This window comes from Kosakonia radicincitans DSM 16656, assembly GCF_000280495.2.
Taxonomy (GTDB): domain Bacteria; phylum Pseudomonadota; class Gammaproteobacteria; order Enterobacterales; family Enterobacteriaceae; genus Kosakonia; species Kosakonia radicincitans.
The window spans coordinates 1,118,866-1,140,755 of record NZ_CP018016.1 but is presented as its reverse complement, the minus strand read 5'-3'; the positions used below and the strand labels follow the sequence as shown (position 1 = coordinate 1,140,755).

Sequence of the window (21,890 nt, the reverse complement as noted above, 5' to 3'; positions counted from 1 at the left end):
GGATATCAGCGCCTATGAAACCACGTCAGCGTCAGGCGGCTATTCTTGAGCATCTGCAAAAGCAGGGAAAGTGTTCTGTTGAAGAGCTGTCAGCATACTTCGACACCACAGGGACGACCATACGTAAGGATTTGGTCGCGCTGGAGCATTCCGGCGCGGTGATCCGCACCTATGGCGGCGTGGTGCTCAATAAAGACGAAGCCGATCCCCCTATCGATCACAAAACGCTGATCAACACCGTACAAAAGGGGCTGATTGCCGAAAAAGCGGTCACCTATATTCATGACGGCGACTCGATCATCCTCGACGCGGGCAGCACCGTTTTGCAGATGGTGCCGCTGCTCAGCCACTTCAATAACATCACGGTGATGACTAACAGCCTGCACATCGTCAACGCGTTATCGGAACTGGATAACGAGCAGACCATCCTGATGCCCGGCGGCACCTTCCGCAAAAAATCCGCCTCGTTTCACGGCCAACTGGCGGAAAACGCCTTTGACCATTTCAGCTTCGACAAGCTGTTTATGGGCACGGACGGCATCGATCTGAACGCGGGCGTCACCACCTTCAACGAAGTGTTCACCGTCAGCAAAGCGATGTGCAACGCCGCGCGGGAAGTGATTCTGATGGCCGACTCATCGAAGTTTGGCCGCAAAAGCCCGAACGTGGTGTGCAGCCTGGAAAGCGTCAATAAATTGATCACCGACGCCGGGATCCCGTCAGACGTTCGCGCCGCGCTGGAAGCCAAAGGCGTCGAGGTGATCATTGCCGGAGAAGATCATGAGTGAGTCGTTAATTAATGCCGGGCGTCAGACCCTGTTACTGGAGCTTCAGGAAGCAAGCCGCCTGCCGGAGAGGCTCGGAGAGGCTTTCGTGCGAGCCGCCGAAACGGTGCTGAAGTGCGAAGGTAAAGTGATTGTTTCCGGCATTGGCAAGTCTGGTCATATCGGCAAAAAAATCGCCGCCACCTTTGCCAGCACCGGCACTCCGGCTTTTTTTGTTCATCCGGCGGAAGCGCTACATGGCGATCTGGGCATGATTGAAAGCCGCGACGTGATGCTGTTTATCTCCTACTCCGGTTCGGCAAAGGAGTTGGATCTGATCCTACCGCGGCTGGCGGAGAAATCCGTCGCCCTGCTGGCGATGACCGGCAAACCGCGCTCGCCGTTGGCGCTCGCCGCTGACGCAGTGCTGGATATCTCCGTTGAACGTGAAGCCTGCCCGATGCATCTGGCGCCGACCTCCAGTACCGTCACGACGCTGATGATGGGTGACGCGCTGGCGATGTCGGTGATGCAGGCGCGCGGCTTTGACGAAGAGGATTTTGCCCGCTCGCATCCGGCAGGCGCGCTCGGCGCGCGGCTGCTGAATAAAGTGCATCATCTGATGCGCAAAGAGGAGCAGATCCCGCAGGTGCAACTGACGACCAGCGTGATGGAGGCGATGCTGGAGCTAAGCCGCACCGGTTTAGGCCTGGTTGCCGTTTGCGATGGACAACGCCAGGTTAAAGGCGTCTTTACCGATGGCGATCTGCGTCGCTGGCTGGTGGCAGGCGGCGCGTTAACCACCGCCGTCAGTGAAGCGATGACGCACGGCGGCATCACCTTAGACGCCAACAGCCGCGCAGTGGATGCCAAAGAGCGCCTGATGCAGCGTAAAATCGCCGCCGCCCCGGTGGTGGATGACGCGGGAATTCTGGTGGGCGCCATCAACCTGCAGGATTTCTATCAGGCCGGTATTCTTTAACGCTTCAGCCCCAGACGTTTCGCCAGCCGGTGCAGGTTGGCGACGTCCATTTCCAGCGTCCTGGCGCAGGCCGCCCAGTTTCTCCCACACTCTTCAAGCGTTCTGGCAATCAGCGCCCGCTGGAAATCCTCAGTGGCATCGCGCAGATTCTGCCCCGCCGGTAACGCCGAAGCGGTTTGTGCCACCGGCGTCTGTTCATCGCTGAGGGCAAAATGTCGCGCCTCCAGCACCACATCGTCGCTGTTGCGCGTCCCGCGCGCCAGAATCACCGCGCGGTGAATGGCATGTTCCAGCTCGCGCACATTGCCCGGCCAGCCGTAGCTGAGTAAATGCGTTCGTGCGCCGGGGCTGAGTGCCACCCGGCCAAGACCCAGACGCAGACGGCACTGCTCGCAGAAGTAACCCGCCAGCAGCACCACATCGTCGCCCCGTTCACGCAGCGGCGGCACCGACAACGGAAACACGCTAAGACGATGATAGAGATCGGCGCGAAAACGGCCAGCCAGTACCTCTTCTCGCAGATCGCGGTTCGTCGCCGCCAGCACGCGCACATCCACGCGCAGGCTGCGATCGTCGCCGACACGTTGCAGATCGCCATACTGCAAGACCCGCAGCAGCTTGGCCTGCAATGAGAGGGACAATTCACCGATCTCATCAAGAAACAGCGTGCCGTTATCTGCCATCTCAAACTTGCCGCTGCGATTGCTGATGGCTCCGGTAAAAGCCCCTTTCACGTGGCCGAACAGTTCACTCTCGGCCACGCTTTCCGGCAGCGCTGCACAGTTGAGATAAACCAGCGGGCTGGCTGCCCGCGCGGAACCTTCATGAATCGCCTTAGCCACCAGCTCTTTCCCGGTGCCGGTTTCGCCGCTGATCAGCACGTTAAGATCGGACGCGGCGACAATATCGATCTCTTTTTTCAGCGCCACCATACCGGGCGATAAACCAATCATTTCGCTGTGCGCCACCGGCTCAAACGCGGCGGGTGCGCCGGGCAGCATATTCTGGCTCTCCAGTTGCTCAATCAGCAGCGCGTTGTTCAACGCCCCTGCCGCCAGCGCCGCAATCAGTCGCAGCTCTTCGTCGCTGAAGGTGTCGAACTGATCCGGTGACATACCATCCAGCGTCAGCGCGCCAATCAGGTTCTGTCCGGCAAACAGCGGCAGCCCGACGCAGGCGTGCACTTTCAGGCTCTCCTGGCCGGGGATCAGCCCATCATAAGGATCGGGCAAATCACTATCGGCCGGAAAACGCACCACATCCCCGGCGCGGGCAATCGCTTCCAGCCTTGGGTGCCCTTCCAGCGTAAAACGCCTGCCGAGTACGTCCTGCGCCAGCCCGTCGATAGCCAGCGGGATAAACTGCCGCGCCTCATAACGCAGCAGCGCAGAGGCATCGCACGCCAGCACCTGGCGCAGCGTGGCGATCAGCCGCTGGAAACGATCCGCATGGCCGATACCGCTCTGCAATTCAATGGCGATTCCTGCCAGCACATTCAGCGAAAAACTCATGCTTACCTCACTGTCTTTTTGACAATGCATGGTGTCATATTGACTGTAAATATCATAGTCATAATGACAGCAATTTTTTCAGTAAAATCATTAAAAATGATAAAAATCAATAAATTAAAAAGTTGGCATAGCCTTTGATATTAGCCATACATCGAACTGAAAAAAGTACAGGACATTTGATATGGCTATTCATGTAAAAAACAACATTCACTGGGTTGGGCAACGTGACTGGGAAGTGCGTGATTTTCACGGTACTGAATACAAAACGCTGAAAGGCAGCAGCTACAACAGCTATTTGATCCGCGAAGGCAAAAACGTGCTGATCGATACCGTCGATCACAAATTCAGCCGCGAGTTTGTGCAGAACCTGAGCGCAGAGATCGATCTGCAAAGCATCGACTACATCGTGATTAACCATGCCGAAGAAGATCACGCCGGTGCGCTGACCGAGTTGATGTCGCACATCCCGCATACGCCGATCTACTGCACGGCGAATGCGATCGACTCGATCACCGGCCATCACCATCACCCGGAGTGGAACTTTAACGTCGTGAAAACCGGCGACACGCTGGATATCGGCAACGGCAAGCAGCTGATTTTCGTTGAAACGCCGATGCTGCACTGGCCGGACAGCATGATGACCTACCTGACCGGCGACGCCGTACTGTTCAGCAATGACGCTTTCGGCCAGCACTACTGCGACGAACGCCTGTTTAACGATGAAGTGGATCAGGCGGAGCTGTTCGAACAGTGCCAGCGCTACTACGCGAATATCCTGACGCCATTCAGCCGCCTGGTGACGCCGAAAATCACCGAGATCCTCGGCTTTAACCTGCCGGTAGATATGATTGCCACCTCGCACGGCGTGGTGTGGCGCGATAACCCAACGCAAATTGTCGAACTGTACCTGAAATGGGCGGCCGATTATCAGGAAGATCGCATCACCCTTTTCTACGACACCATGTCCAACAACACCCGCATGATGGCCGACGCCATTGCGCAGGGCATTAACGAAGTTGACCCACGCGTGGCGGTGAAAATCTTTAACGTCGCCCGCAGCGATAAAAACGACATTCTCACCAATGTGTTCCGCTCGAAAGGCGTGCTGGTTGGCACCTCGACCATGAATAACGTGATGATGCCGAAAATTGCCGGGCTGGTCGAAGAGATCACCGGCCTGCGTTTTCGCAACAAACGCGCCAGCGCGTTTGGCTCTCACGGCTGGAGCGGCGGCGCGGTAGATCGTCTCTCCACCCGCTTACAGGATGCCGGGTTTGAAATGTCCGTCAGCCTGAAAGCCAAATGGCGGCCGGACATCGATGCGCTGGAAGTGTGCCGCCAGCACGGGCGCGATATCGCCCGCCAGTGGGCGCTCTCTCCTTTGCCGGAAGCGGTAAAACCGGCCTCCTCAGCAGCTCAGGAAGCCTGTGCCTGTGCCGCAGCAGCCGCTGCGGAACTCGGTCCGCGCATGCAGTGCAGCGTCTGCCAGTGGATCTACGATCCAGCAAAAGGCGAGCCAATGCAGGATGTTGCGCCAGGAACGCCGTGGAGCGAGGTACCGGATAACTTCCTCTGCCCGGAATGTTCTTTAGGCAAAGAGGTGTTTGACGAACTGGCAACGGAGGCAAAATGAGCGCAGGCATTGTGATTATCGGATCGGGCTTCGCCGCCCGGTCGCTGGTGAAAAACATCCGTAAACTCGACAGCGCCGTACCGCTGACGCTGATTGCCGCCGACAGCATCGATGAGTACAACAAACCGGATCTCAGCCATGTCATCAGCGAAGCGCAAAGTGCCGATGATTTGCTGCGCCAACCGGCGGGAGAATTTGCCGAGCAATTTAACCTGCGACTGTTCCCGCACACGGTTATCACCGCCATTGATGCTGAAGCGCAGGTGGTGAAAAGCGTCGATAAACAGTGGCAGTACGACAAACTGGTACTGGCGACGGGGGCAAAAGCCTTCGTTCCGCCGCTGCCGGGGCGCGAGCACATGCTGACGCTCAACAGCCTGCAAGAGTATCGCGCCTGTGAAAACAGGCTGCGCGATGCCGCCAGCGTGCTGATTGTCGGTGCCGGGTTGATTGGCTGCGAGCTGGCAATGGATTTTCGCCGTACCGGGAAAACCGTCACGCTGCTGGATAACGCCGCCAGTATTCTGCCTTCGCTGATGCCGCCGGAAGTCAGTAGCCGCCTGCAACATAGCCTGACGTCGCTGGGTGTGCGCCTGCTGCTCTCCTCCCGTTTGCAACACCTGATGGCGAGCGCGAATGGCATTTGTGCGCAGCTTGATGACGAACGCTGCGTAGAGGCGGATGTGGTGATTGCCGCCACGGGCCTGTCGCCGGAAGTGTCGCTGGTACAAGCCGCCGGGGTGGAAACCCGCCGTGGCATCGTGGTTAATGCGGCGCTGCAAACCAGCAACCCACAGATCTATGCACTCGGCGACTGCGCCGAGATCAACGGCAGGGTGCTGCCTTTCCTGCAACCCGCCCAGCTCAGCGCCATTACGCTTGCGAAAAACCTGCTCGGCAACAACGCGCAACTGGCGCTGCCTGCCATGCTGGTGAAGGTAAAAACGCCGCTGATGCCGCTGCATCTGGCCGGAGAAACCGCCCGCCGCGATCTGAACTGGCAGATTACAACCCACCCCCAGGGCATGGTGGCGAAAGGGTTCGATGCCGATGAGAAACTGCGCGCCTTTGTGGTCAGCGAAGAACGCATGAAAGAGGCTTTCGCCCTGCTTAAAGCGCTGGCGCTATAGTCCGCGCAGCAGCAACCAGCCCCTGGCCGAAGGCAATTCCGCCATCACCGGCCGGGAGCTGGTGCGGGAACAGCAGGATAAAGTCAGGAAGCCAGGCTTGCAGGCGTACCTTCAGCAGGCGGTTATGCAGTACGCCGCCGCTGAATACCAGTGTCTGAATACCGCGTCGCTCTGCCTGTTCGCGGGCAAGGCTTGCCAGCCCCTGCGCCAGCGCGTCGTGAAACGCCCATGCACGCTGTGCGGGTGATGCCTGCCAGCCCAGCCACTGCCGCCAGAAGGTGGCGAGATCAAGCTGGTTTCCGCGTAGCGGCAGCGTGACGGGGTGCTCCACCGCAGAAGTGGACGCCGCCAGCGCTTCAAGCTGGCAGGCGGCTTCGCCTTCATAACTCAGTTGCAGCGGCGCGCAGCCCAGCGCACAAGCTACCGCATCAAATAAACGTCCGCAGGAAGAGGACAGCGGCGCGTTGATGCCGCGCTCAATGGCGCGTGCCAGCAACGGCCAGTTTTGCTGCCGGAGAACCGCGGTTTCCGGGTAATGTTGCCACTCAGGCACAAACGCCAGCATCTGCGCCAGCAGGTTGCGCCACGGCTGCCGCGCGGCCAGATCGCCGCCCGGTAACGCCACCGCCGGTAAGCCGCCAAGGTGCTCGCATTCGCGATAATTGACGCGCAAACATTCGCCGCCCCACAGTGCGCCGCCCTCCCCCATGCCAATCCCGTCCAGGGTCAGCGCAATCACATCACCGCCGTCAAGCGGCCAGTTGTGCTCGCCGAGACACGCTGCGGCATGCGCATGGTGATGCAGCACCGTTTGCAGTGGCAATCCACTGCAATGAGCCCACTGGCTGGTGCGATAAGCGGGATGCGCATCGATGACCAGTTGCTGCGGAGTGAAGTCGTAAATCGTCTGCATCAGGCGCAGCGCGTTGCGCCACTGCGTTTCCACACCTTCATCGGTGAGATCGCCAAAGTGCTGACCCGGCACCGCCGCTTCACCGCGCAGCAGGCAAAAGGTGTTTTTCATATCCGCGCCAAGACACAGCAGCGGCGGTATGGCGTTGAACCCTTCCGGCAGGCTCAGCGCATCCGGCACGTAGCCGCGCGAGCGGCGCAGCATCTCGCCGTTTGCCCGCAGCACGGAATCATCCATGCGTTGCACAATGTCGCGATTGTGCAGTAAAAAACCACCGGCAATTCCCGCCAGATCGACCAGCGCCTGTTCATTCGTGAGGGCGGGCGGTTTGCCGCTGAGGTTGCCGGAGGTCATCACCAGCGGGCGCTGCAAACCCTGCGCCAGCAGATGCTGCAACGGATTGGACGGTAACATAACGCCCACTTCATCCAGGCCCGGCGCCACGGCGTCGCATAAACCGTCAACGGTGGATTTCGCTACCAGCACAATCGGCGCGGCTGGCGTGGCGAGTAAACGCAGCGCATCGGCAGGTAACCCTGCGGCATCCGGCAGCATCACCGCCAGCGGTTTTGCCGGGCGGCGTTTACAGGCGCGCAGATGCTGCACCGCCGCCTGGTTATGCGCATCGCAAGCGAGATGAAAACCGCCCACGCCTTTGACAGCCACCACGCCTCCGCTTTTCAGGAGTGAAATCGCGGCCTGCAATGCCGCTTCGCCAGTGGTTTGCCAGACATCGCTGCGCCACTCAAGCTGCGGGCCGCACTGCGGGCAGGCGACGGGCTGAGCGTGAAAACGACGATCGAAGGGGCTGCGATACTCCGCTTCGCAGTCCGCGCAGAGCGGGAACGCCGCCATCACCGTATAAGGCCGATCGTAAGGCATGGCGTTGATAATGGTAAAGCGCGGCCCGCAATGGGTGCAGTTGATAAACGGATAACGGTAGCGGCGTTCGCGGGGATCGTTCATCTCCGCGAGGCAGGCGGGACACGTCGCCGCATCGGGAACAATTTGCGTATTCATCGTGCCACCCGCGCTCTGGCGGATGGTGAAATCTTGTGGTGGCGATGGCCAGTGGAACGGTGAACTGACGACGCGATCGATGCGCGCCAATGGCGGGCAGTGTTGCTGCAACAGGGTGACGAAATCACCGGCATCGCCGAGCAGGCGAACTTCGACACCCTGTGCATCATTACAGACATCGCCTTTGCAACGGTGCTGCTGCGCCAGTTGCCAGACAAAGGGGCGAAAACCCACCCCCTGAACTTTACCGTATACGCGTAAGCAAACACCGTTGCTGGTTGTCATCGCATCACTGCATCGCCGCGTTGAGCAAGCGATTCTTCATCTGTTGATAAGTGCTCTGAGTGTACTCCTCGGCCCAGCGCTGATCGTTGATCGCACTCACCCGAACGGCGCAGTATTTGGTTTCCGGCGTTTTGGAAATCGGATCCAGATTATCCTGCGTCAGTTCGTTACAGGCGCCAATCCACCACTGGTACGTCATATAAACGCTACCGTTGTTGATGCGTTCGTTGACATCCGCGCGGGTGATCACTTTGCCACGGCGTGATTCCACCCACACCAGTTGCCGGTCTTTCACACCCAGCGCTTCGGCGTCGGCCGGGCTGATCTGCACAAAGCCCGGTTCGTCGGCAAGGGTTTGCAACGCGGCACAGTTGCCTGTCATAGAACGGCAAGAGTAGTGGCCTACTTCACGCACGGTACAAAGCACCAGCGGGAATTCAGCATCCGGGCGCTCTGCGGGCGCACGCCACGGCGCGGCAAAAAGATGGCCTTTGCCGTCCGGGGTATCGAACTTATTGTTCTGATACAGGTACGGTGTACCAGGGTGATCGAGGGTCGGGCACGGCCACTGAACATGTCCCATGTCGCCCATTTTCTCGTAGGTGACGCCGTAGAACAGCGGGCACAACTCGCGCAGTTCGTCCCAGATCTGCTGGTTATTGTCATAGTGCATCGGGTAGCCCATCTCGGTGGCGATCAGGCTGATGATCTCCCAGTCACGTTTGACGTTATACTTCGGTTCGATGGCTTTTTCGAAACGCTGGAAGCCACGATCGGCGCAGGTGAAGACGCCGCCGTGTTCGCCCCAGGAAGTGGCGGGCAGCAGCACATCAGCTTGTTCGGCGGTTTTGGTCATAAAGATATCCTGCACCACCACAAAATCGAGCGCTTCGAAACCTTTACGCACCAGCCCCAGATCCGCTTCGGTCTGCAACGGATCTTCACCCATGATGTAATAGGCTTTCACCTTGCCTTCCAGCGCCAGATGCGGCACTTCGGTAATGCGGACGCCGACTTTGTCATCCATCACTGCCGGATCGATGCCCCAGGCTTTGGCAAATTTTGCCCGCACCTCCGGGTTCACCACATCCTGATAACCCGGGAACTGGTTGGGGATCACGCCCATATCGCACGCGCCCTGCACGTTGTTCTGGCCGCGCACCGGGCCGACGCCGACATTTTCGCGCCCAAGATTCCCGGTCAGCAGCGCCAGGCTGGAGAGCCCTTTCACCACATCCACCGCCTGGCCGAACTGCGTCACGCCCATGCCCCACATAATGGTGGCGGATGGCGCTGCCGCGTAGGTGCGCATTACCTGGCGAACCTGTTTTGCCGGCACGCCAGTCAGATGCTCTACCGCCTCCGGCGCATAGTCTTTAACCGTTTCACGATAGTCATCCAGCCCGGTGGTAAAGCTGGCGACATAATCTTTGTCGTACAGCTCTTCTTCCAGCAGCACATAGCCGAAAGCGTTGACCAGCGCCATATTGCAACCGTTTTTGAGTTGCAGATGCTGATCGGCAATACGCGCGGTCTCAATGCGGCGCGGATCGCAAACAATAATTTTGGCCCCTTTCTGTTTGGCTTTGATCACCCGCCGCGCGACGATCGGGTGCGAATCGGCGCAGTTATAACCAAATACCAGCAGGCAACTGGAGTTTTCGATATCGCCGATAGAGTTACTCATCGCACCGTTGCCAAGGGTTTCCTGCAAACCCGCCACCGATGGACCGTGGCAGACGCGGGCGCAACAGTCGACGTTATTGGTGTTAAGCACGCCACGGGCGAATTTCTGCATCACATAGTTGGTTTCATTGCCCGTACCGCGAGATGAACCGGTAGTCATAATGGCGCGCGGGCCATATTTGGCTTTGATTTCACTGAGGCGCTTTGCGGTATAACGGATCGCTTCATCCCAACTGACGGGGGTCAATTTGCCGCCTTTTTCGTAACGGATCATCGGCTGCGTAAGACGCGGCGTCAGCAGTTTGGTGTCGTTGAGGAAATCCCAGCCGTAGTAGCCTTTCAGGCAGAGTTCATTCTGGTTGGTGTGGCCGTCGGCCGCTTCTGCGCGGATGATTTTTCCGTCGTCGACAACCAGTTTCAGTTTGCAGCCCGCGCCGCAGTATGGGCATACACTTGTGATTTTTTTCATCAGTAACAGACCTGTTAAAAGTGAAAGTCAGATTGTTTAGAACACCAGAGAAACAGCGCTGTCCAGCGCGGCGCGACGACGTTTCTCCGCGCTCATCTGTTCCAGTAAATTACGATCGACACAGACCAGCGCTTTCGTCGGACATGCCTGCATACAGGCGGGACCGCTTTCACTGTGGTGGCACAAATCGCATTTGTTGGCTTCGGCTTTTTCTGCGCGAACATTCAGCCCTGCGCCGCTATGGCGAATAACCGGACGCACAACCACTTCCATCGCACCGTACGGGCAGGCCACGACGCAGGTTTTGCAGCCAATGCAGCGTTCCTGCATCACATGCACAAACCCTTCGTCACGGCTAATGGCACCGTTCGGGCAGACGTTGGCACACGGCGCGTCTTCGCACTGACGACAGAGTGTCGCTGTCGAGACGTTGACGCCTTTGACAACATGGATACGCGGTAAAAAGCTCTCAGGCGTGAGCGCCGCGCAGTCCTGGTTTTCCTGATGAGACACCACACAGGCGACCTCGCAGGTGCGGCAGCCAATGCATTTTGCAGCGTCCGCCATGATAAATCGGTTCATTATCTTCTCCGGCAATGTGCTTTATCCCGCCGGAATATTCATAAACCGTGCCAGTTTTTAATTTGCTGTTATTTAAGGAAATTTAAAGAAGCATTCGGTAAGGATGGCTGTCATCGACACTTCTGTCGATGACAGATGTCGAGGTCAGGCGTGCGGGCCGGAAATCAGTGAGTCACGTAACATTAATTCGCCAGGAAAGGTTTGCTGATAAGTAAAGTCGCCGCCATCGAGCATAAAGATTAAGCGGTTGATCGTCTCTTTGATCATTTCGGTGACCGGTATTTTCACGCTGGAAAGTGCCGGAACGGTAAATGGCGCCATCGCAATATCATCGAAGCCAATCACCGAAACTTGCTGCGGCACCGTTATTTTGCTGTCGTGTAACTGTTTAATTGCGCCAATCGCCATGTCGTCATTACTTGCCACCAGTGCGCTAAATTCAACGTTCCGGGATAAGAGTGTCTGTACGCCCTGCGCGCCGCTAACTGGCGTCCATTTCCCTTCAACAATCAACTCATTACGCAGCGCAATACCCTGCTGCGCCAGCGCATCTTTATACCCGGATAAACGTTCAATACCGGTCGGAGAATCGAGTGAACCGGTAATAAACGCAATATCACGATGACCATGAGAAATTAATTGTGACACCGCGCTAAAGCTTGAGGCTTTTTGATCGGAATAAACACAGTGGCTGCTGTTTTTACGTAAACGACGGTTAAGCACCATTATTGGCTGCGAATGACTGTCGATAATTTTATCCATTTCATCGACGCTCAAAAAACGCGGATAAATAATGATCGCATCACAGCGTAAATCGAGCAGATATTGAATCGCCTGACGCTCCTCTTCCGCGCTGTGTTTTCCGTCGGCCAGCAGTAACTGACGGCCTTTGTCTTCGGTCATTCGCGCAGCATGGAACAGCAATTCACTAAAATAAACGCCGTGGTAGAGGGTGTTAGTTACCACCAGCCCCAGCGTCTGGGTTTTACTGCTCGCCAAGCTACGGGCCAGTAAATTCGGGCGATAGCCACTTTCGGCAATGGCCTGAAATACGCGGTCTTTCGTCTCTTCGCTGACATATCCTTTGCCCGTCAGAACGCGGGAAACCGTCGCTTTCGACACGCCTGCCCGCTTCGCCACCTCCAGCATTGTCGCCATCTTTTCCCCCTGAAAATGTTATGAGCCGAAGTGTACTTCAGGCGTTGCGTTTAATGGAACTCTTTACGCCGCACAACGATTTCACATCCCGCGATCTTATAAGTGATCGTTATCACGATTTCAAAAATTGGCGCTTTCTAGGCCTTGTTAACCACAAATAAACTCTTCATGATTTTGTGGAACCGGTTACCTATTTCATGTTTCACAGCCGCCAGGCGCGGCTGTGAGCCAGTACCTTATTGATAAAACAGGATAATAACTCCATGGCAAAGAATTATGCGGCGCTGGCCCACTCGGTGGTCGATGCGCTGGGCGGCGCGGAAAATATCGCGGCCGTCACGCACTGCATGACGCGCCTGCGCTTTGTGGTGAAAGATGAAACGCGCGTGGACAGTCCGACGCTGAAAAGCATCAGCGGCGTGATGGGCGTGGTGCGTAACGACAAACAGTGCCAGGTGATTATCGGCAATACCGTCTCCCAGGCCTTCCGCGAAGTGGTCAGCCTGCTGCCGCAAGATATGCAGCCAGTTGAAGAACCTTCCACGCAAAAACTGACGCTGAAGCGCATTGGCGCGGGCATTCTCGATGCGCTGATCGGTACCATGTCGCCGCTTATTCCGGCGATCATCGGCGGCTCGATGGTGAAACTGCTGGCCATGGTGCTGGAGATGACCGGCGCACTGCCGAAAGGCTCCTCGACGCTGACCATTTTGACGGTGATCGGCGATGGCGCCTTCTTCTTCCTGCCGCTGATGGTTGCCGCATCTGCGGCGGTGAAATTCAAAACCAATATGTCGCTGGCGATTGCCATTGCGGGCGTGCTGGTGCATCCGAGCTTTATTGAATTGATGGCGAAAGCCGCGCAGGGTGAGCACGTTGAGTTCGCGCTGGTGCCGGTAACGGCGGTGAAATACACCTACACGGTGATTCCGGCGCTGGTGATGACCTGGTGTCTGTCGTATATCGAGCGCTGGGTCGATCGCATCACTCCGGCGGTAACGAAAAACTTCCTTAAACCGATGCTGATTGTGCTGATTGCCGCGCCGCTGGCGATTGTGCTGATTGGCCCGCTGGGCATCTGGATCGGTAGTGCCATCTCCGCGCTGGTGTATACCATTCACGGTTACCTCGGCTGGCTCTCCGTCGCCATCATGGGCGCGCTGTGGCCGCTGCTGGTGATGACCGGGATGCACCGCGTCTTTACGCCGACCATTATTCAGACCATTGCCGAAACCGGCAAAGAGGGCATGGTCATGCCGTCTGAAATTGGCGCGAACCTGTCGCTTGGCGGCTCTTCGCTCGCCGTGGCGTGGAAAACGAAAAACCCGGAACTGCGCCAGACAGCAATGGCGGCAGCGGCTTCCGCCATTCTGGCGGGGATTTCCGAACCGGCGCTCTACGGTGTGGCCGTTCGTCTGAAACGTCCGCTGATCGCCAGCCTGATTAGCGGCTTTATCTGCGGCGCGGTTGCCGGTATTGCCGGGCTGGCCAGCCACTCGATGGCCGCGCCGGGCTTATTTACCAGCGTGCAGTTCTTCGACCCGGCCAACCCAATGTCCATCGTCTGGGTGTTTGGTGTGATGGCGCTGGCCGTGGTGCTGTCGTTTGTGCTGACGTTACTGTTGGGCTTTGAAGATATTCCGGTGGAAACCGCGAGCAAACCGCAGGCAGCACAGCCGGTCAATGTTAAAGAAGCACGCGCCTGATTAACAAAAAAGAGGTTACGCATGTCAGTATTTCCGCAAGGATTTTTATGGGGCGGCGCACTTGCCGCCAACCAGTCGGAAGGGGGTTATCTGGAGGGCGGTAAGGGGCTGACCACCGTCGATATGATCCCGCACGGCGTCAACCGCCTGCCTGTGAAACTGGGCCAGGAAAAGCGCTTTCAACTGCGTGACGATGAGTATTATCCGAGCCATCAGGCGATCGATTTTTACCATCGTTATAAAGAAGATATCGCGCTGATGGCAGAGATGGGCTTTACGGTATTTCGCACCTCTATCGCGTGGAGCCGTTTATACCCGAAAGGCGATGAGCTGACACCAAATCCAGAAGGCATCGCCTTCTATCGCGCGGTGTTTGAAGAGTGCAAAAAGTACAATATCGAGCCACTGGTGACGCTTTGCCACTTTGATGTGCCGATGCATCTGGTGATTGAGTACGGCTCCTGGCGCAACCGTAAAATGGTGGAATTTTTCACCCGCTACGCGCGCACCTGCTTTGAGGCGTTCGACGGGCTGGTGAAATACTGGCTGACCTTCAATGAGATCAACATCATGCTGCACAGCCCGTTCTCCGGCGCGGGCCTGGTATTCGAAGAGGGTGAAAATCAGGATCAGGTGAAGTACCAGGCCGCGCATCATGAGCTGATTGCCAGCGCGCTGGCGACCAAAATTGCTCATGAAGTGAACCCGCAAAACCAGGTGGGCTGCATGCTGGCGGGCGGTAATTTCTACCCTTACTCCTGCAAACCGGCCGATGTGTGGACCGCGCTGGAAAAAGATCGCGAAAACCTGTTCTTTATTGATGTACAGGCGCGCGGCAGCTACCCGGCCTACTCTGCACGCGTGTTCCGCGAAAAAGGCGTCAGCATTGTCAAAGAAGCGGGCGATGACGAAATCCTGAAGAATACCGTCGATTTCGTCTCCTTCAGCTACTACGCCTCACGCTGCGCCTCGGCCGATATGAATGCCAACAACACCAGCGCCGCCAATATCGTGAAATCCCTGCGTAACCCGCATATTGAAGTGAGCGAATGGGGTTGGGGCATCGATCCGCTGGGTCTGCGCATCACCATGAACATGATGTATGACCGTTACCAGAAACCGCTGTTCCTGGTGGAAAACGGCCTCGGCGCGAAAGATGAGTTTAATGCCGACGGCGAAATCGTCGACGATTACCGCATCAGCTATCTGCGCGAACATATCCGCGCAATGGGCGATGCCATTGAAGACGGCATCCCGGTTATCGGTTACACCACCTGGGGCTGTATCGATCTGGTGGCAGCTTCCACCGGCGAGATGAGCAAGCGCTACGGTTTTGTCTATGTCGATCGTGACGATGCAGGCAACGGCACGCTGGCGCGCAGCCGGAAAAAGTCATTCTGGTGGTATAAAAAAGTGATCGCCAGCAACGGCGAAGATCTCGACTGAGTTTGTCACGCAACCGGCCTGCGGACTCTGCAGGCCGGATAAACGCCAGCCTTACCTGCCAGACACCCGATATCCCGCTTGTTGTGCCGCCCGCGCGCCGGTGCCATCCCGGACATTGGCCAGTAGGATTGATGATAAAGCGTTATGAAATCCATGGTCGTCTCCGGTTGTGTTGTGCGATGAGTGTGGCGTTTGCCGCCTCTCCCTCACAACCGAAAATCGGACGACCATTTTTTACAGCCAAAGGCAGCATTACAGCCCGACAGCAAATAATCTTAAAAACGCCGTCTTGCCTTCCCCGGTAATGGTCACTTCACGGTAGCCGGGCGTTCTGCGCAGCCAGCCCTGCTGCTCGAAGGCGATAAGTAGCGCGGCACCCGCATCGCCGCCAAGATGGAAACGCCTTTCGCTCCAGTCCAGGCACGCGCAACAGGGCTTGCGGCGAGTATGCGGATCGAGCGTCACGCCGATCTTTTCCAGTTGCCGTTTACCGACATTCGTTACCGCGCTGCCATCGTCAGTGATCCAGCCTTCACGCTGCAAAAACGCGTAGATGTCCACCGCGATTTCACCGGCAAGATGATCGTAACAGGTGCGTGCCTGCCGCAGTTCCGGCGGCGTTCGGCTGGTCAGCGTACGTCCTGTGCGCATCGACACGCCCATCATATTTTCCAGCAGCGCAGCGACATCACTGCCCGCCAGCCGGTAGTAGCGGTGCCGCCCCTGCGAAACGCAGACCAGCAGGCCATGATTTAACAGCCGGTTCAGGTGGGCACTGGCGGTCGAAGGGGCAATATCCGCCACGGTGCTTAGCTCCGTCGCCGTCCACGCCCGTCCATCCATCAGCGCACAAAGCATCCGCGAGCGCGAAGGATCGGCCATCGCACTGGCAATACCGGCAAGCGCCTCTTCCAGCGCCAGCGTGTTGCCGTGTGCCGCAGATAAACCGGGTAAACTCATGTCGCCCCCTTCCAGGGTTGCGTGACCTCATGGGTCAGCGGATCGTTGTCGGTCAGCAGAATCAGGCGATTATCATGATCGCTGTACTGCACAAGAATAGTGATGCCATGTTGCGCGATCGTGCGGGCAATCGCGCCTAGCTCACCGGGTTTTTCCTGCTTTAGTTTGCGGATCACCGGCTGCGCTACATTGCACACTGTAAATCCGGCAGACTCCAGAACCTGACGGGCACGTTCACCGTCGGCCACCAGAAAATGGGCATGGCTTTCCCTCCCGATGCTGAAAACGCCGCCGCCTTCCAGACCAATACCGTTTTTACCCAGCGTTTCACCCAGTTCTGCCAGCCCGCCGGGCGCCTCATTAAGCATAACGTGAATATCATACATGGTCGGTCTTCCCTGCTGCGGATGAATAATCGCGAAAAACCTGCGCGACACGGATACGGTAAAACGAGAAAATCGATCGCCGTCCTTCCGCCTGCGCTGCCTGGTGCAGGACGTTGCTCTTCCATGCCAGTACCGCCTCTTCATCCCGCCACCAGGATAAGGACAAAATCTTCCCTTCCGTGCTCAGGCTCTGAAAGCGTTCAATGGCGATAAAACCCTCGATTTCTGCCAGTTGCGGCTTGAGCTCCGCAGCTAATTGCAGGTAGCGATCCTGCTTGCCAGCGGCGACATCGGCTTCAAACAGTACAGCGATCATCAGTGCTCTCCATCAGTGAATGTGCCGCCAGTTTACGCAGCCCGGCACACCATGCTTCGGCCTGCAACGAAATATGCGTGACGGGAGAGGAACAGATCAGTACGAAACGACGACGAGCGTGATGATGCCAGCCTGCGGATTTTGCAGACTGGCGCAGCGAAATTGACGAAAGAGGGTTTGTTCAGATTTGAAACACGATCTTTTTACCGCCCGGCAAAGTGACATCAATGCTCAATTCGCCGCCCAGGGCCGCGACATAACGTTTAAGCGTTGATAAGCGCGGATCGTTACCCGGTTGCTCAATTTTGGCCAGCGTAGGTTGCTTCACGCCCATTGCCGCTGCCAGTTCAGTTTGAGAAAGATTCAATGCTTCCCGTAACTGACTTAATACGATATCGCGGCGAAGTTCATCGACACGAGATTCAATGCGCGCAAGGCTCTCCGGGCTTCGTTTGGCTAGCATCTCATCTAAGGTTGCCATGTTAACTCCTTTTTCTTCAGGTGATGACTTAACTCGGTTTCGGCAAGTTTGATCATATCTTGATAAAACCGCTTCTGATTTTTTCCTGTTTTATCGCCTGCGCATAACACAATGGCCTGGCGGGTTGGATCAAAAGCAAAAAATGCACGAACAGGATGGCCAGCAAATTGAATGCGTAATTCCTTCAAATTCAAAAATGTTGATCCCTTCAGTATCCACATACGGCCGACCGAGATGGGGACCGTATTCACTCAATATTTTGAGGATCGCCAGGACTTCATCCTGTAAAGGTTCAATTTGTTTGTTAAACCATGCGTCAAAACGCTCCGTCGTTATTACGTTCCACATTGCCGTTCCCTCATAGCCTAAATGCTATGACACAACTTTATAGCCTTAAGGCTATGACTGCAAGAACCTATATCCAATGGGCCACACCTTAATAGTTCTTTTAAATCCCGGCCTGTTAAGCCTCCTGCCCAATATTATGGCGTGATTTCCCTCCCAGTTTTCCATGAAACCGGTTGCAGGACGAGCCGACCAGGTTAGCATGAAACCGGTTTCACCCAGTTACACCTACTCAGTCACCGATAATAAAAGGTAAATAAAAATGGCCGTTATCAGGGATTACAATAAGTTAGCGAGTGATATCCTGCGCGAGGTGGGTGGCGAAGAGAACATCAACAACTTCTCCCGCTGCGCTACCCGCCTGCGTCTGGTATTAAACGAAACGCCCGCCACGGCGAAAGCCAGCATCCAGAGCCTGCCCGGCGTTATCGCCGTGGTGGAGAGCGGCGGTCAGTTCCAGGTGGTCATTGGCACCCATGTCGCCGATGTATTTAACGCCCTGAGCGGCATGGTGAAAGAGAAAGACGGTGGTGCAGCGCAGCCGAAAACACGCTGGCTGGACGCGGTCATCGCCACCATGTCAGCGGTGTTTGCCCCGATTGTCTATATTCTTGCCGCCGCCGGGATTTTGCAGGGGCTGCTGATTCTGCTGGGCCTCGCGGATGCGGATATCAAAACCACTGGTACCTTCGCCATTCTTAACTTTATGTCCTGGACGCCGTTTGCCTTTCTGCCGGTGTTTATCGCCATTACCGCAGCGCGCCATTTTAAATGTAATCCGTTTATTGCCGTGCTCTGCTGCTGTGCGCTGATCAACCCGGAGTGGACGGCACTGGCCGGGAAAATCGCCGCCGGTAGCGAAGTGAAATTCCTCTTCTTCCCGCTGGCGGAAACGGTTTATACCTCATCGGTGCTGCCGCCACTGTTCCTTGTCTGGGCGCTCTCCTGGTTTGAACGCCGCGTCGAAAAATGGCTGCCGGAAGTGATAAGCCCGCTGTTTACGCCGCTTCTCTGTTTTGTGGTGATCGTGCCGCTGACGCTGGTAGTGATTGGGCCGATTACCAGTTGGGCCGCGCTGGGCGTTGCTCATGGCTATAACACACTGTTCCATGCCGCTCCGGCCGTTGCCGCGGCGATCATTGGCGGCGTATGGCAGGTGATCGTCATTTTTGGCGTTCACTGGGGGATCACGCCGGTGATCATGGCGAACTTCGATACCCAGGGTTATGACTCATTCCAGGCTTACCAGACCATCGCGGTGATTGGCCAGATGGCCGCCGTGTTTGGCGTGTTTATCAAAAGCCGCAATAAAGCGCTAAAAGCCACCTCGCTTTCTGCGGGTGTTACCGCCATTTTCGGCATCACAGAACCGGCCATTTACGGTGTGACGCTGCGCTTTAAAAAACCGTTTATCTGCGGCTGTATTGGCGGAGCAATCGGCGCAGTGGTCGCCAGCCTGTTTGGCAGCCTCTACTACGCTTATGCGGCGCTGCCCGGCCTGTTCACGCTGGTGAATGCCATTAGCCCGGATGCGCCAATGTCGTTTATTGGCGAACTGGTTGGCGCAGGCACCGCGATTGTGCTGACTATTGTGATGGTGCAGTTTGTCGGTTTTGAAGATCCGCAGGAAAGCGCTGAACCCGCACCGCTGAAGGTCGGTTCATTACAGATGCTCAGCCCGATTAAAGGCGAAGTGATCGCACTGGAAAACGTGCCCGATGAAGCCTTTGCCGGGAAAGTGCTCGGCGATGGTGTGGCGATCGTTCCTCACGAAGGTAAAGTGGTCGCCCCGTGTGATGCGCAGGTCGCCACATTAATTGACACGCATCACGCTATCGGCCTGATATGTGATAATGGCGCAGAATTACTGATCCATGTTGGTCTGAATACCGTTAACCTTCAGGGTCAATACTTTACGCCGCTGGTAAAAGAGGGCGACAGAGTCACCGCTGGCACGCCGCTGCTGGAGTTCGATAAAGCGCGCATTGAGCAGGCGGGTTACGATCTGACCACGCCGGTGCTGGTGGTGAACAGTGATGAATTTACGCTGACTCGCCATCAGTCGCAGGGTGCTGTCAGCCCCGGTATGCCGCTGATGTCGCTGGAGACAGGAGCGCAGCCAGCATAATAACAAGAGTGAGGTCGAAAAATGGTAACGATACTGGATGTCGCCAGGCTGGCTGGCGTATCGAAAGCGACGGTATCGCGCGCGCTAAATGGCAAAGTTTTTGTCCGTGAGGAAGTGAAGGAACGCATTTTCCAGGCCATTGCCGAAACGGGTTATCGCCCCAACCAGCTGGCGCGCAATCTTGCCAATAATAAGACCAACTCAGTGGGGCTGGTGATCACCAACGGGCTGTATAACGGCCCGTTTTTCGCCAGCCTGACTTACCACGCGGCGACCAACAGTGAAATACATGGCCGACAACTGGTGCTGGCAGACGGTAAACACAGCGCACAGGAAGAGCGCGACGCTATCGATCTGCTGATGTCGCTGCGCTGTGAAGCGATCATGATTTACCCCAAATACCTGACGGTCGATGAGCTGGACGCTATTATCGATAACAGCCAGACGCCCATCGTCGTCATCAACCGTGAACTCTCCCGCCACCGCAATCAGTGCGTGTTTGTCGATCATCAACAAAGTTGTGAAACGATGATGGCCCACCTGTTAGCGCAGGGGCATACGCGTATTGCTTTTGTTGCCGGAGCAGCAGGTTCGCCAACCGGGGAAAAACGCCTGGCGGGCTACCAGCAGGCGCTGCGCCGCGCCGGTATTGAGCCAGACCCGCAACTGCTGGTACATGGCGCATGGTCTACCGACAGTGGTTATGCCGCAGGGCGTGAACTGTTAGCGCGCAAGGTGCCGTTTACCTGCATCCTCGCGGGCAATGACGATATGGCGATTGGTGTGGCGAAAGCCTGTCTGGAAGCGGGGCTGCGCCTGCCGCAGGATGTGTCGCTGGCCGGGTTTGACGATTCGGTGCTCGGCAAGTATTACAACCCGTCGCTCACCACCATTCATGTGCCGATGGAGGCGATGATCCGTCACGCCATCGACATTCTGTTGACGCCAGGCGAGCACGCGGCCCGTTCACACGAAGGTGAACTGGTGCGCCGCGAGTCGGTGGCGCCCCCCAAATAATGGCTCTGTGGCGGCTGATTGCCGGATGGCGGCGATGCTTTATCGGGCCTATGAACCGATGCGATCCCACAGGCCCGATCGGGGCAACCATCCGGCGCAGAAGCTACGCGCCAATGCCGTTGAGTTTTTCCAGCGCTTCCGGCGGCAGCACGAGGTTCGCGCTCGCCATGTTTTCCTGTAAATGCTGCGGCGACGACGTACCGGGGATCAGCAGGATATTCGGCGAACGCTGCAACAGCCACGCCAGCGCCACCTGCATCGGCGTGGCGTTAAGCGATTGCGCCACCTCGTTCAGCTCACCGGATTGCAACGGCGTGAAACCGCCCAGCGGGAAGAACGGCACGAAGGCAATGCCCTGCGCGTTCAGGCTATCCACCAGCGCATCATCCTTACGGATCGCCACGTTATACAGGTTCTGCACGCAGACAATGGGCGTCATTTTCTGCGCGTCGGCCACCTGCTTCGCTGTAACGTTGCTCAGCCCGATATGGCGGATCAGCCCGCGCTCTTTCAGTTTGATCAACGCCTCCAGCGGCGCTTCGAGCGGCCCCTCTTCCGGCTCGTGCACACCAAACATCGAACGCAGGTTGACCACCTCTATCGTCTCCAGACCGAGGTGACGCAGATTATCTTCCACCGCACGGGTCAACTCTTCGGCGCTGAATGCGGGCAGCCAGTTGGCTTTATCATCACGACGCGCGCCGACTTTGGTGACGATGCATAAGTCGTCCGGATAAGGATGCAGCGCCTGTTTAATCAATTTATTGGTGACATGCGGACCATAAAAATCACTGGTGTCGATATGATTCACCCCGGCAGCAATAGCATCGCGCAATACCGCCAGCGCCTTTGCTTCGTCCGCGGGCGGACCAAACACGCCAGGGCCAGCCAGTTGCATCGCACCGTAACCCAGACGACCAACCTGACGATCGCCAAGACGATAAGTAAGTGTGGATTGAGACATGGAAAACC

The 21,890-nt window shown here is 56.9% G+C and carries 18 protein-coding genes and 1 pseudogene; 8 read left to right on the top strand and 11 right to left on the bottom strand.

Going from position 1 to position 21,890, the window contains the following annotated elements; genetic code table 11:
• The first annotated feature begins 14 nt into the window (after positions 1-14).
• Entirely contained in the window at positions 15-788 is a 774-nt protein-coding gene (srlR, locus tag Y71_RS05665; protein ID WP_007370539.1) for a glucitol operon DNA-binding transcriptional repressor SrlR, read from the top strand.
• Positions 781-1,746, top strand: a complete 966-nt coding sequence (gutQ, locus tag Y71_RS05660) for an arabinose-5-phosphate isomerase GutQ (RefSeq protein WP_007370538.1) — start codon at positions 781-783, stop codon at positions 1,744-1,746. The genes srlR and gutQ overlap by 8 nt, the downstream gene beginning before the upstream one ends.
• Here the strand turns inward: gutQ and norR are convergent.
• Positions 1,743-3,257, bottom strand: coding sequence for a nitric oxide reductase transcriptional regulator NorR (gene norR, locus Y71_RS05655; protein ID WP_007370537.1), 1,515 nt, complete (start codon positions 3,255-3,257; stop codon positions 1,743-1,745). The genes gutQ and norR overlap by 4 nt on opposite strands.
• A 181-nt stretch (positions 3,258-3,438) precedes the next feature.
• Here norR and norV point away from each other — a divergent pair, with 181 nt between their 5' ends.
• Together norV and norW are read left to right on the top strand one after the other, a co-directional pair.
• On the top strand, positions 3,439-4,890 hold the full coding sequence (norV, locus tag Y71_RS05650; protein WP_007370536.1) for an anaerobic nitric oxide reductase flavorubredoxin: 1,452 nt from the start codon (positions 3,439-3,441) through the stop codon (positions 4,888-4,890).
• Positions 4,887-6,020, top strand: coding sequence for an NADH:flavorubredoxin reductase NorW (gene norW / locus Y71_RS05645; RefSeq protein ID WP_007370535.1), 1,134 nt, complete (start codon positions 4,887-4,889; stop codon positions 6,018-6,020). The genes norV and norW overlap by 4 nt, the downstream gene beginning before the upstream one ends.
• Here the strand turns inward: norW and hypF are convergent.
• From hypF to Y71_RS05625, 4 genes are all read right to left on the bottom strand, one after another.
• Positions 6,001-8,238: a carbamoyltransferase HypF gene (hypF, locus tag Y71_RS05640; RefSeq protein WP_007370534.1), complete on the bottom strand. Its 2,238-nt coding sequence runs from the start codon at positions 8,236-8,238 to the stop codon at positions 6,001-6,003. The two genes, norW and hypF, sit on opposite strands and share 20 nt — an antisense overlap.
• A 4-nt stretch (positions 8,239-8,242) precedes the next feature.
• Positions 8,243-10,393 carry a formate dehydrogenase subunit alpha gene (gene fdhF, locus Y71_RS05635; protein WP_007370533.1) on the bottom strand — a complete coding sequence of 717 codons (2,151 nt, stop codon included), beginning with the start codon at positions 10,391-10,393 and terminating at the stop codon, positions 8,243-8,245.
• Between the two features lie 36 nt (positions 10,394-10,429).
• Positions 10,430-10,975 (bottom strand): electron transport protein HydN, encoded by a 546-nt coding sequence (gene hydN / locus Y71_RS05630; RefSeq protein WP_007370532.1) that lies wholly within the window; start codon positions 10,973-10,975, stop codon positions 10,430-10,432.
• 144 nt (positions 10,976-11,119) lie between these two features.
• Positions 11,120-12,133 (bottom strand): LacI family DNA-binding transcriptional regulator, encoded by a 1,014-nt coding sequence (locus Y71_RS05625; protein ID WP_007370531.1) that lies wholly within the window; start codon positions 12,131-12,133, stop codon positions 11,120-11,122.
• Between the two features lie 263 nt (positions 12,134-12,396).
• Between Y71_RS05625 and ascF the strand changes: the two genes are divergently transcribed.
• Both ascF and Y71_RS05615 read left to right on the top strand, forming a co-directional pair.
• On the top strand, positions 12,397-13,839 hold the full coding sequence (gene ascF / locus Y71_RS05620; protein WP_007370530.1) for a PTS cellobiose/arbutin/salicin transporter subunit IIBC: 1,443 nt from the start codon (positions 12,397-12,399) through the stop codon (positions 13,837-13,839).
• A gap of 21 nt (positions 13,840-13,860) precedes the next feature.
• The gene (locus tag Y71_RS05615) at positions 13,861-15,285 is read left to right on the top strand and encodes a 6-phospho-beta-glucosidase (RefSeq protein WP_007370529.1); all 1,425 of its coding nucleotides are present in this window, start codon (positions 13,861-13,863) and stop codon (positions 15,283-15,285) included.
• A 252-nt stretch (positions 15,286-15,537) separates the two neighbouring features.
• Here the strand turns inward: Y71_RS05615 and Y71_RS05610 are convergent, their stop codons facing one another.
• The 5 genes and pseudogenes from Y71_RS05610 to Y71_RS05590 all read right to left on the bottom strand — a co-directional run bounded on the left by Y71_RS05610 (position 15,538) and on the right by Y71_RS05590 (position 17,776).
• Positions 15,538-16,245 carry an ArsR/SmtB family transcription factor gene (locus Y71_RS05610; RefSeq protein ID WP_007370528.1) on the bottom strand — a complete coding sequence of 236 codons (708 nt, stop codon included), beginning with the start codon at positions 16,243-16,245 and terminating at the stop codon, positions 15,538-15,540.
• Positions 16,242-16,631 (bottom strand): hypothetical protein, encoded by a 390-nt coding sequence (locus Y71_RS05605; protein ID WP_007370527.1) that lies wholly within the window; start codon positions 16,629-16,631, stop codon positions 16,242-16,244. The genes Y71_RS05610 and Y71_RS05605 overlap by 4 nt, the downstream gene beginning before the upstream one ends.
• Complete coding sequence (locus Y71_RS05600) at positions 16,624-16,947, bottom strand: antibiotic biosynthesis monooxygenase family protein (protein ID WP_007370526.1); 324 nt, start codon at positions 16,945-16,947, stop codon at positions 16,624-16,626. Before Y71_RS05600 ends, Y71_RS05605 begins: the two co-directional genes overlap by 8 nt.
• A gap of 181 nt (positions 16,948-17,128) precedes the next feature.
• The gene (locus Y71_RS05595) at positions 17,129-17,428 is read right to left on the bottom strand and encodes a helix-turn-helix domain-containing protein (RefSeq protein ID WP_007370525.1); all 300 of its coding nucleotides are present in this window, start codon (positions 17,426-17,428) and stop codon (positions 17,129-17,131) included.
• Positions 17,416-17,776, bottom strand: a pseudogene (locus tag Y71_RS05590) (type II toxin-antitoxin system RelE/ParE family toxin). The gene Y71_RS05595 and the pseudogene Y71_RS05590 overlap by 13 nt, the downstream one beginning before the upstream one ends.
• Before the next feature lie 259 nt (positions 17,777-18,035).
• Between Y71_RS05590 and Y71_RS05585 the strand changes: the two are divergent.
• Both Y71_RS05585 and Y71_RS05580 read left to right on the top strand, forming a co-directional pair.
• Positions 18,036-19,901: a beta-glucoside-specific PTS transporter subunit IIABC gene (locus Y71_RS05585; protein ID WP_007370522.1), complete on the top strand. Its 1,866-nt coding sequence runs from the start codon at positions 18,036-18,038 to the stop codon at positions 19,899-19,901.
• A gap of 21 nt (positions 19,902-19,922) precedes the next feature.
• Positions 19,923-20,918, top strand: coding sequence for a LacI family DNA-binding transcriptional regulator (locus Y71_RS05580; protein WP_007370521.1), 996 nt, complete (start codon positions 19,923-19,925; stop codon positions 20,916-20,918).
• Between the two features lie 103 nt (positions 20,919-21,021).
• Here the strand turns inward: Y71_RS05580 and Y71_RS05575 are convergent, their stop codons facing one another.
• Positions 21,022-21,882 carry an aldo/keto reductase family oxidoreductase gene (locus tag Y71_RS05575; RefSeq protein ID WP_007370520.1) on the bottom strand — a complete coding sequence of 287 codons (861 nt, stop codon included), beginning with the start codon at positions 21,880-21,882 and terminating at the stop codon, positions 21,022-21,024.
• Between the last annotated feature and the right edge of the window lie 8 nt (positions 21,883-21,890).

What these genes read in the sequence shown, in the direction of transcription:
- srlR (WP_007370539.1), top strand. Translation starts at nt 15, where the DNA reads ATGAAACCACGTCAGCGTCAGGCGGCTATTCTTGAGCATCTGCAAAAG.
- gutQ (WP_007370538.1), top strand. Translation starts at nt 781, where the DNA reads ATGAGTGAGTCGTTAATTAATGCCGGGCGTCAGACCCTGTTACTGGAG.
- norR (WP_007370537.1), bottom strand. Translation starts at nt 3,257, where the DNA reads ATGAGTTTTTCGCTGAATGTGCTGGCAGGAATCGCCATTGAATTGCAG.
- norV (WP_007370536.1), top strand. Translation starts at nt 3,439, where the DNA reads ATGGCTATTCATGTAAAAAACAACATTCACTGGGTTGGGCAACGTGAC.
- norW (WP_007370535.1), top strand. Translation starts at nt 4,887, where the DNA reads ATGAGCGCAGGCATTGTGATTATCGGATCGGGCTTCGCCGCCCGGTCG.
- hypF (WP_007370534.1), bottom strand. Translation starts at nt 8,238, where the DNA reads ATGACAACCAGCAACGGTGTTTGCTTACGCGTATACGGTAAAGTTCAG.
- fdhF (WP_007370533.1), bottom strand. Translation starts at nt 10,393, where the DNA reads ATGAAAAAAATCACAAGTGTATGCCCATACTGCGGCGCGGGCTGCAAA.
- hydN (WP_007370532.1), bottom strand. Translation starts at nt 10,975, where the DNA reads ATGAACCGATTTATCATGGCGGACGCTGCAAAATGCATTGGCTGCCGC.
- Y71_RS05625 (WP_007370531.1), bottom strand. Translation starts at nt 12,133, where the DNA reads ATGGCGACAATGCTGGAGGTGGCGAAGCGGGCAGGCGTGTCGAAAGCG.
- ascF (WP_007370530.1), top strand. Translation starts at nt 12,397, where the DNA reads ATGGCAAAGAATTATGCGGCGCTGGCCCACTCGGTGGTCGATGCGCTG.
- Y71_RS05615 (WP_007370529.1), top strand. Translation starts at nt 13,861, where the DNA reads ATGTCAGTATTTCCGCAAGGATTTTTATGGGGCGGCGCACTTGCCGCC.
- Y71_RS05610 (WP_007370528.1), bottom strand. Translation starts at nt 16,245, where the DNA reads ATGAGTTTACCCGGTTTATCTGCGGCACACGGCAACACGCTGGCGCTG.
- Y71_RS05605 (WP_007370527.1), bottom strand. Translation starts at nt 16,631, where the DNA reads ATGTATGATATTCACGTTATGCTTAATGAGGCGCCCGGCGGGCTGGCA.
- Y71_RS05600 (WP_007370526.1), bottom strand. Translation starts at nt 16,947, where the DNA reads ATGATCGCTGTACTGTTTGAAGCCGATGTCGCCGCTGGCAAGCAGGAT.
- Y71_RS05595 (WP_007370525.1), bottom strand. Translation starts at nt 17,428, where the DNA reads ATGGCAACCTTAGATGAGATGCTAGCCAAACGAAGCCCGGAGAGCCTT.
- Y71_RS05585 (WP_007370522.1), top strand. Translation starts at nt 18,036, where the DNA reads ATGGCCGTTATCAGGGATTACAATAAGTTAGCGAGTGATATCCTGCGC.
- Y71_RS05580 (WP_007370521.1), top strand. Translation starts at nt 19,923, where the DNA reads ATGGTAACGATACTGGATGTCGCCAGGCTGGCTGGCGTATCGAAAGCG.
- Y71_RS05575 (WP_007370520.1), bottom strand. Translation starts at nt 21,882, where the DNA reads ATGTCTCAATCCACACTTACTTATCGTCTTGGCGATCGTCAGGTTGGT.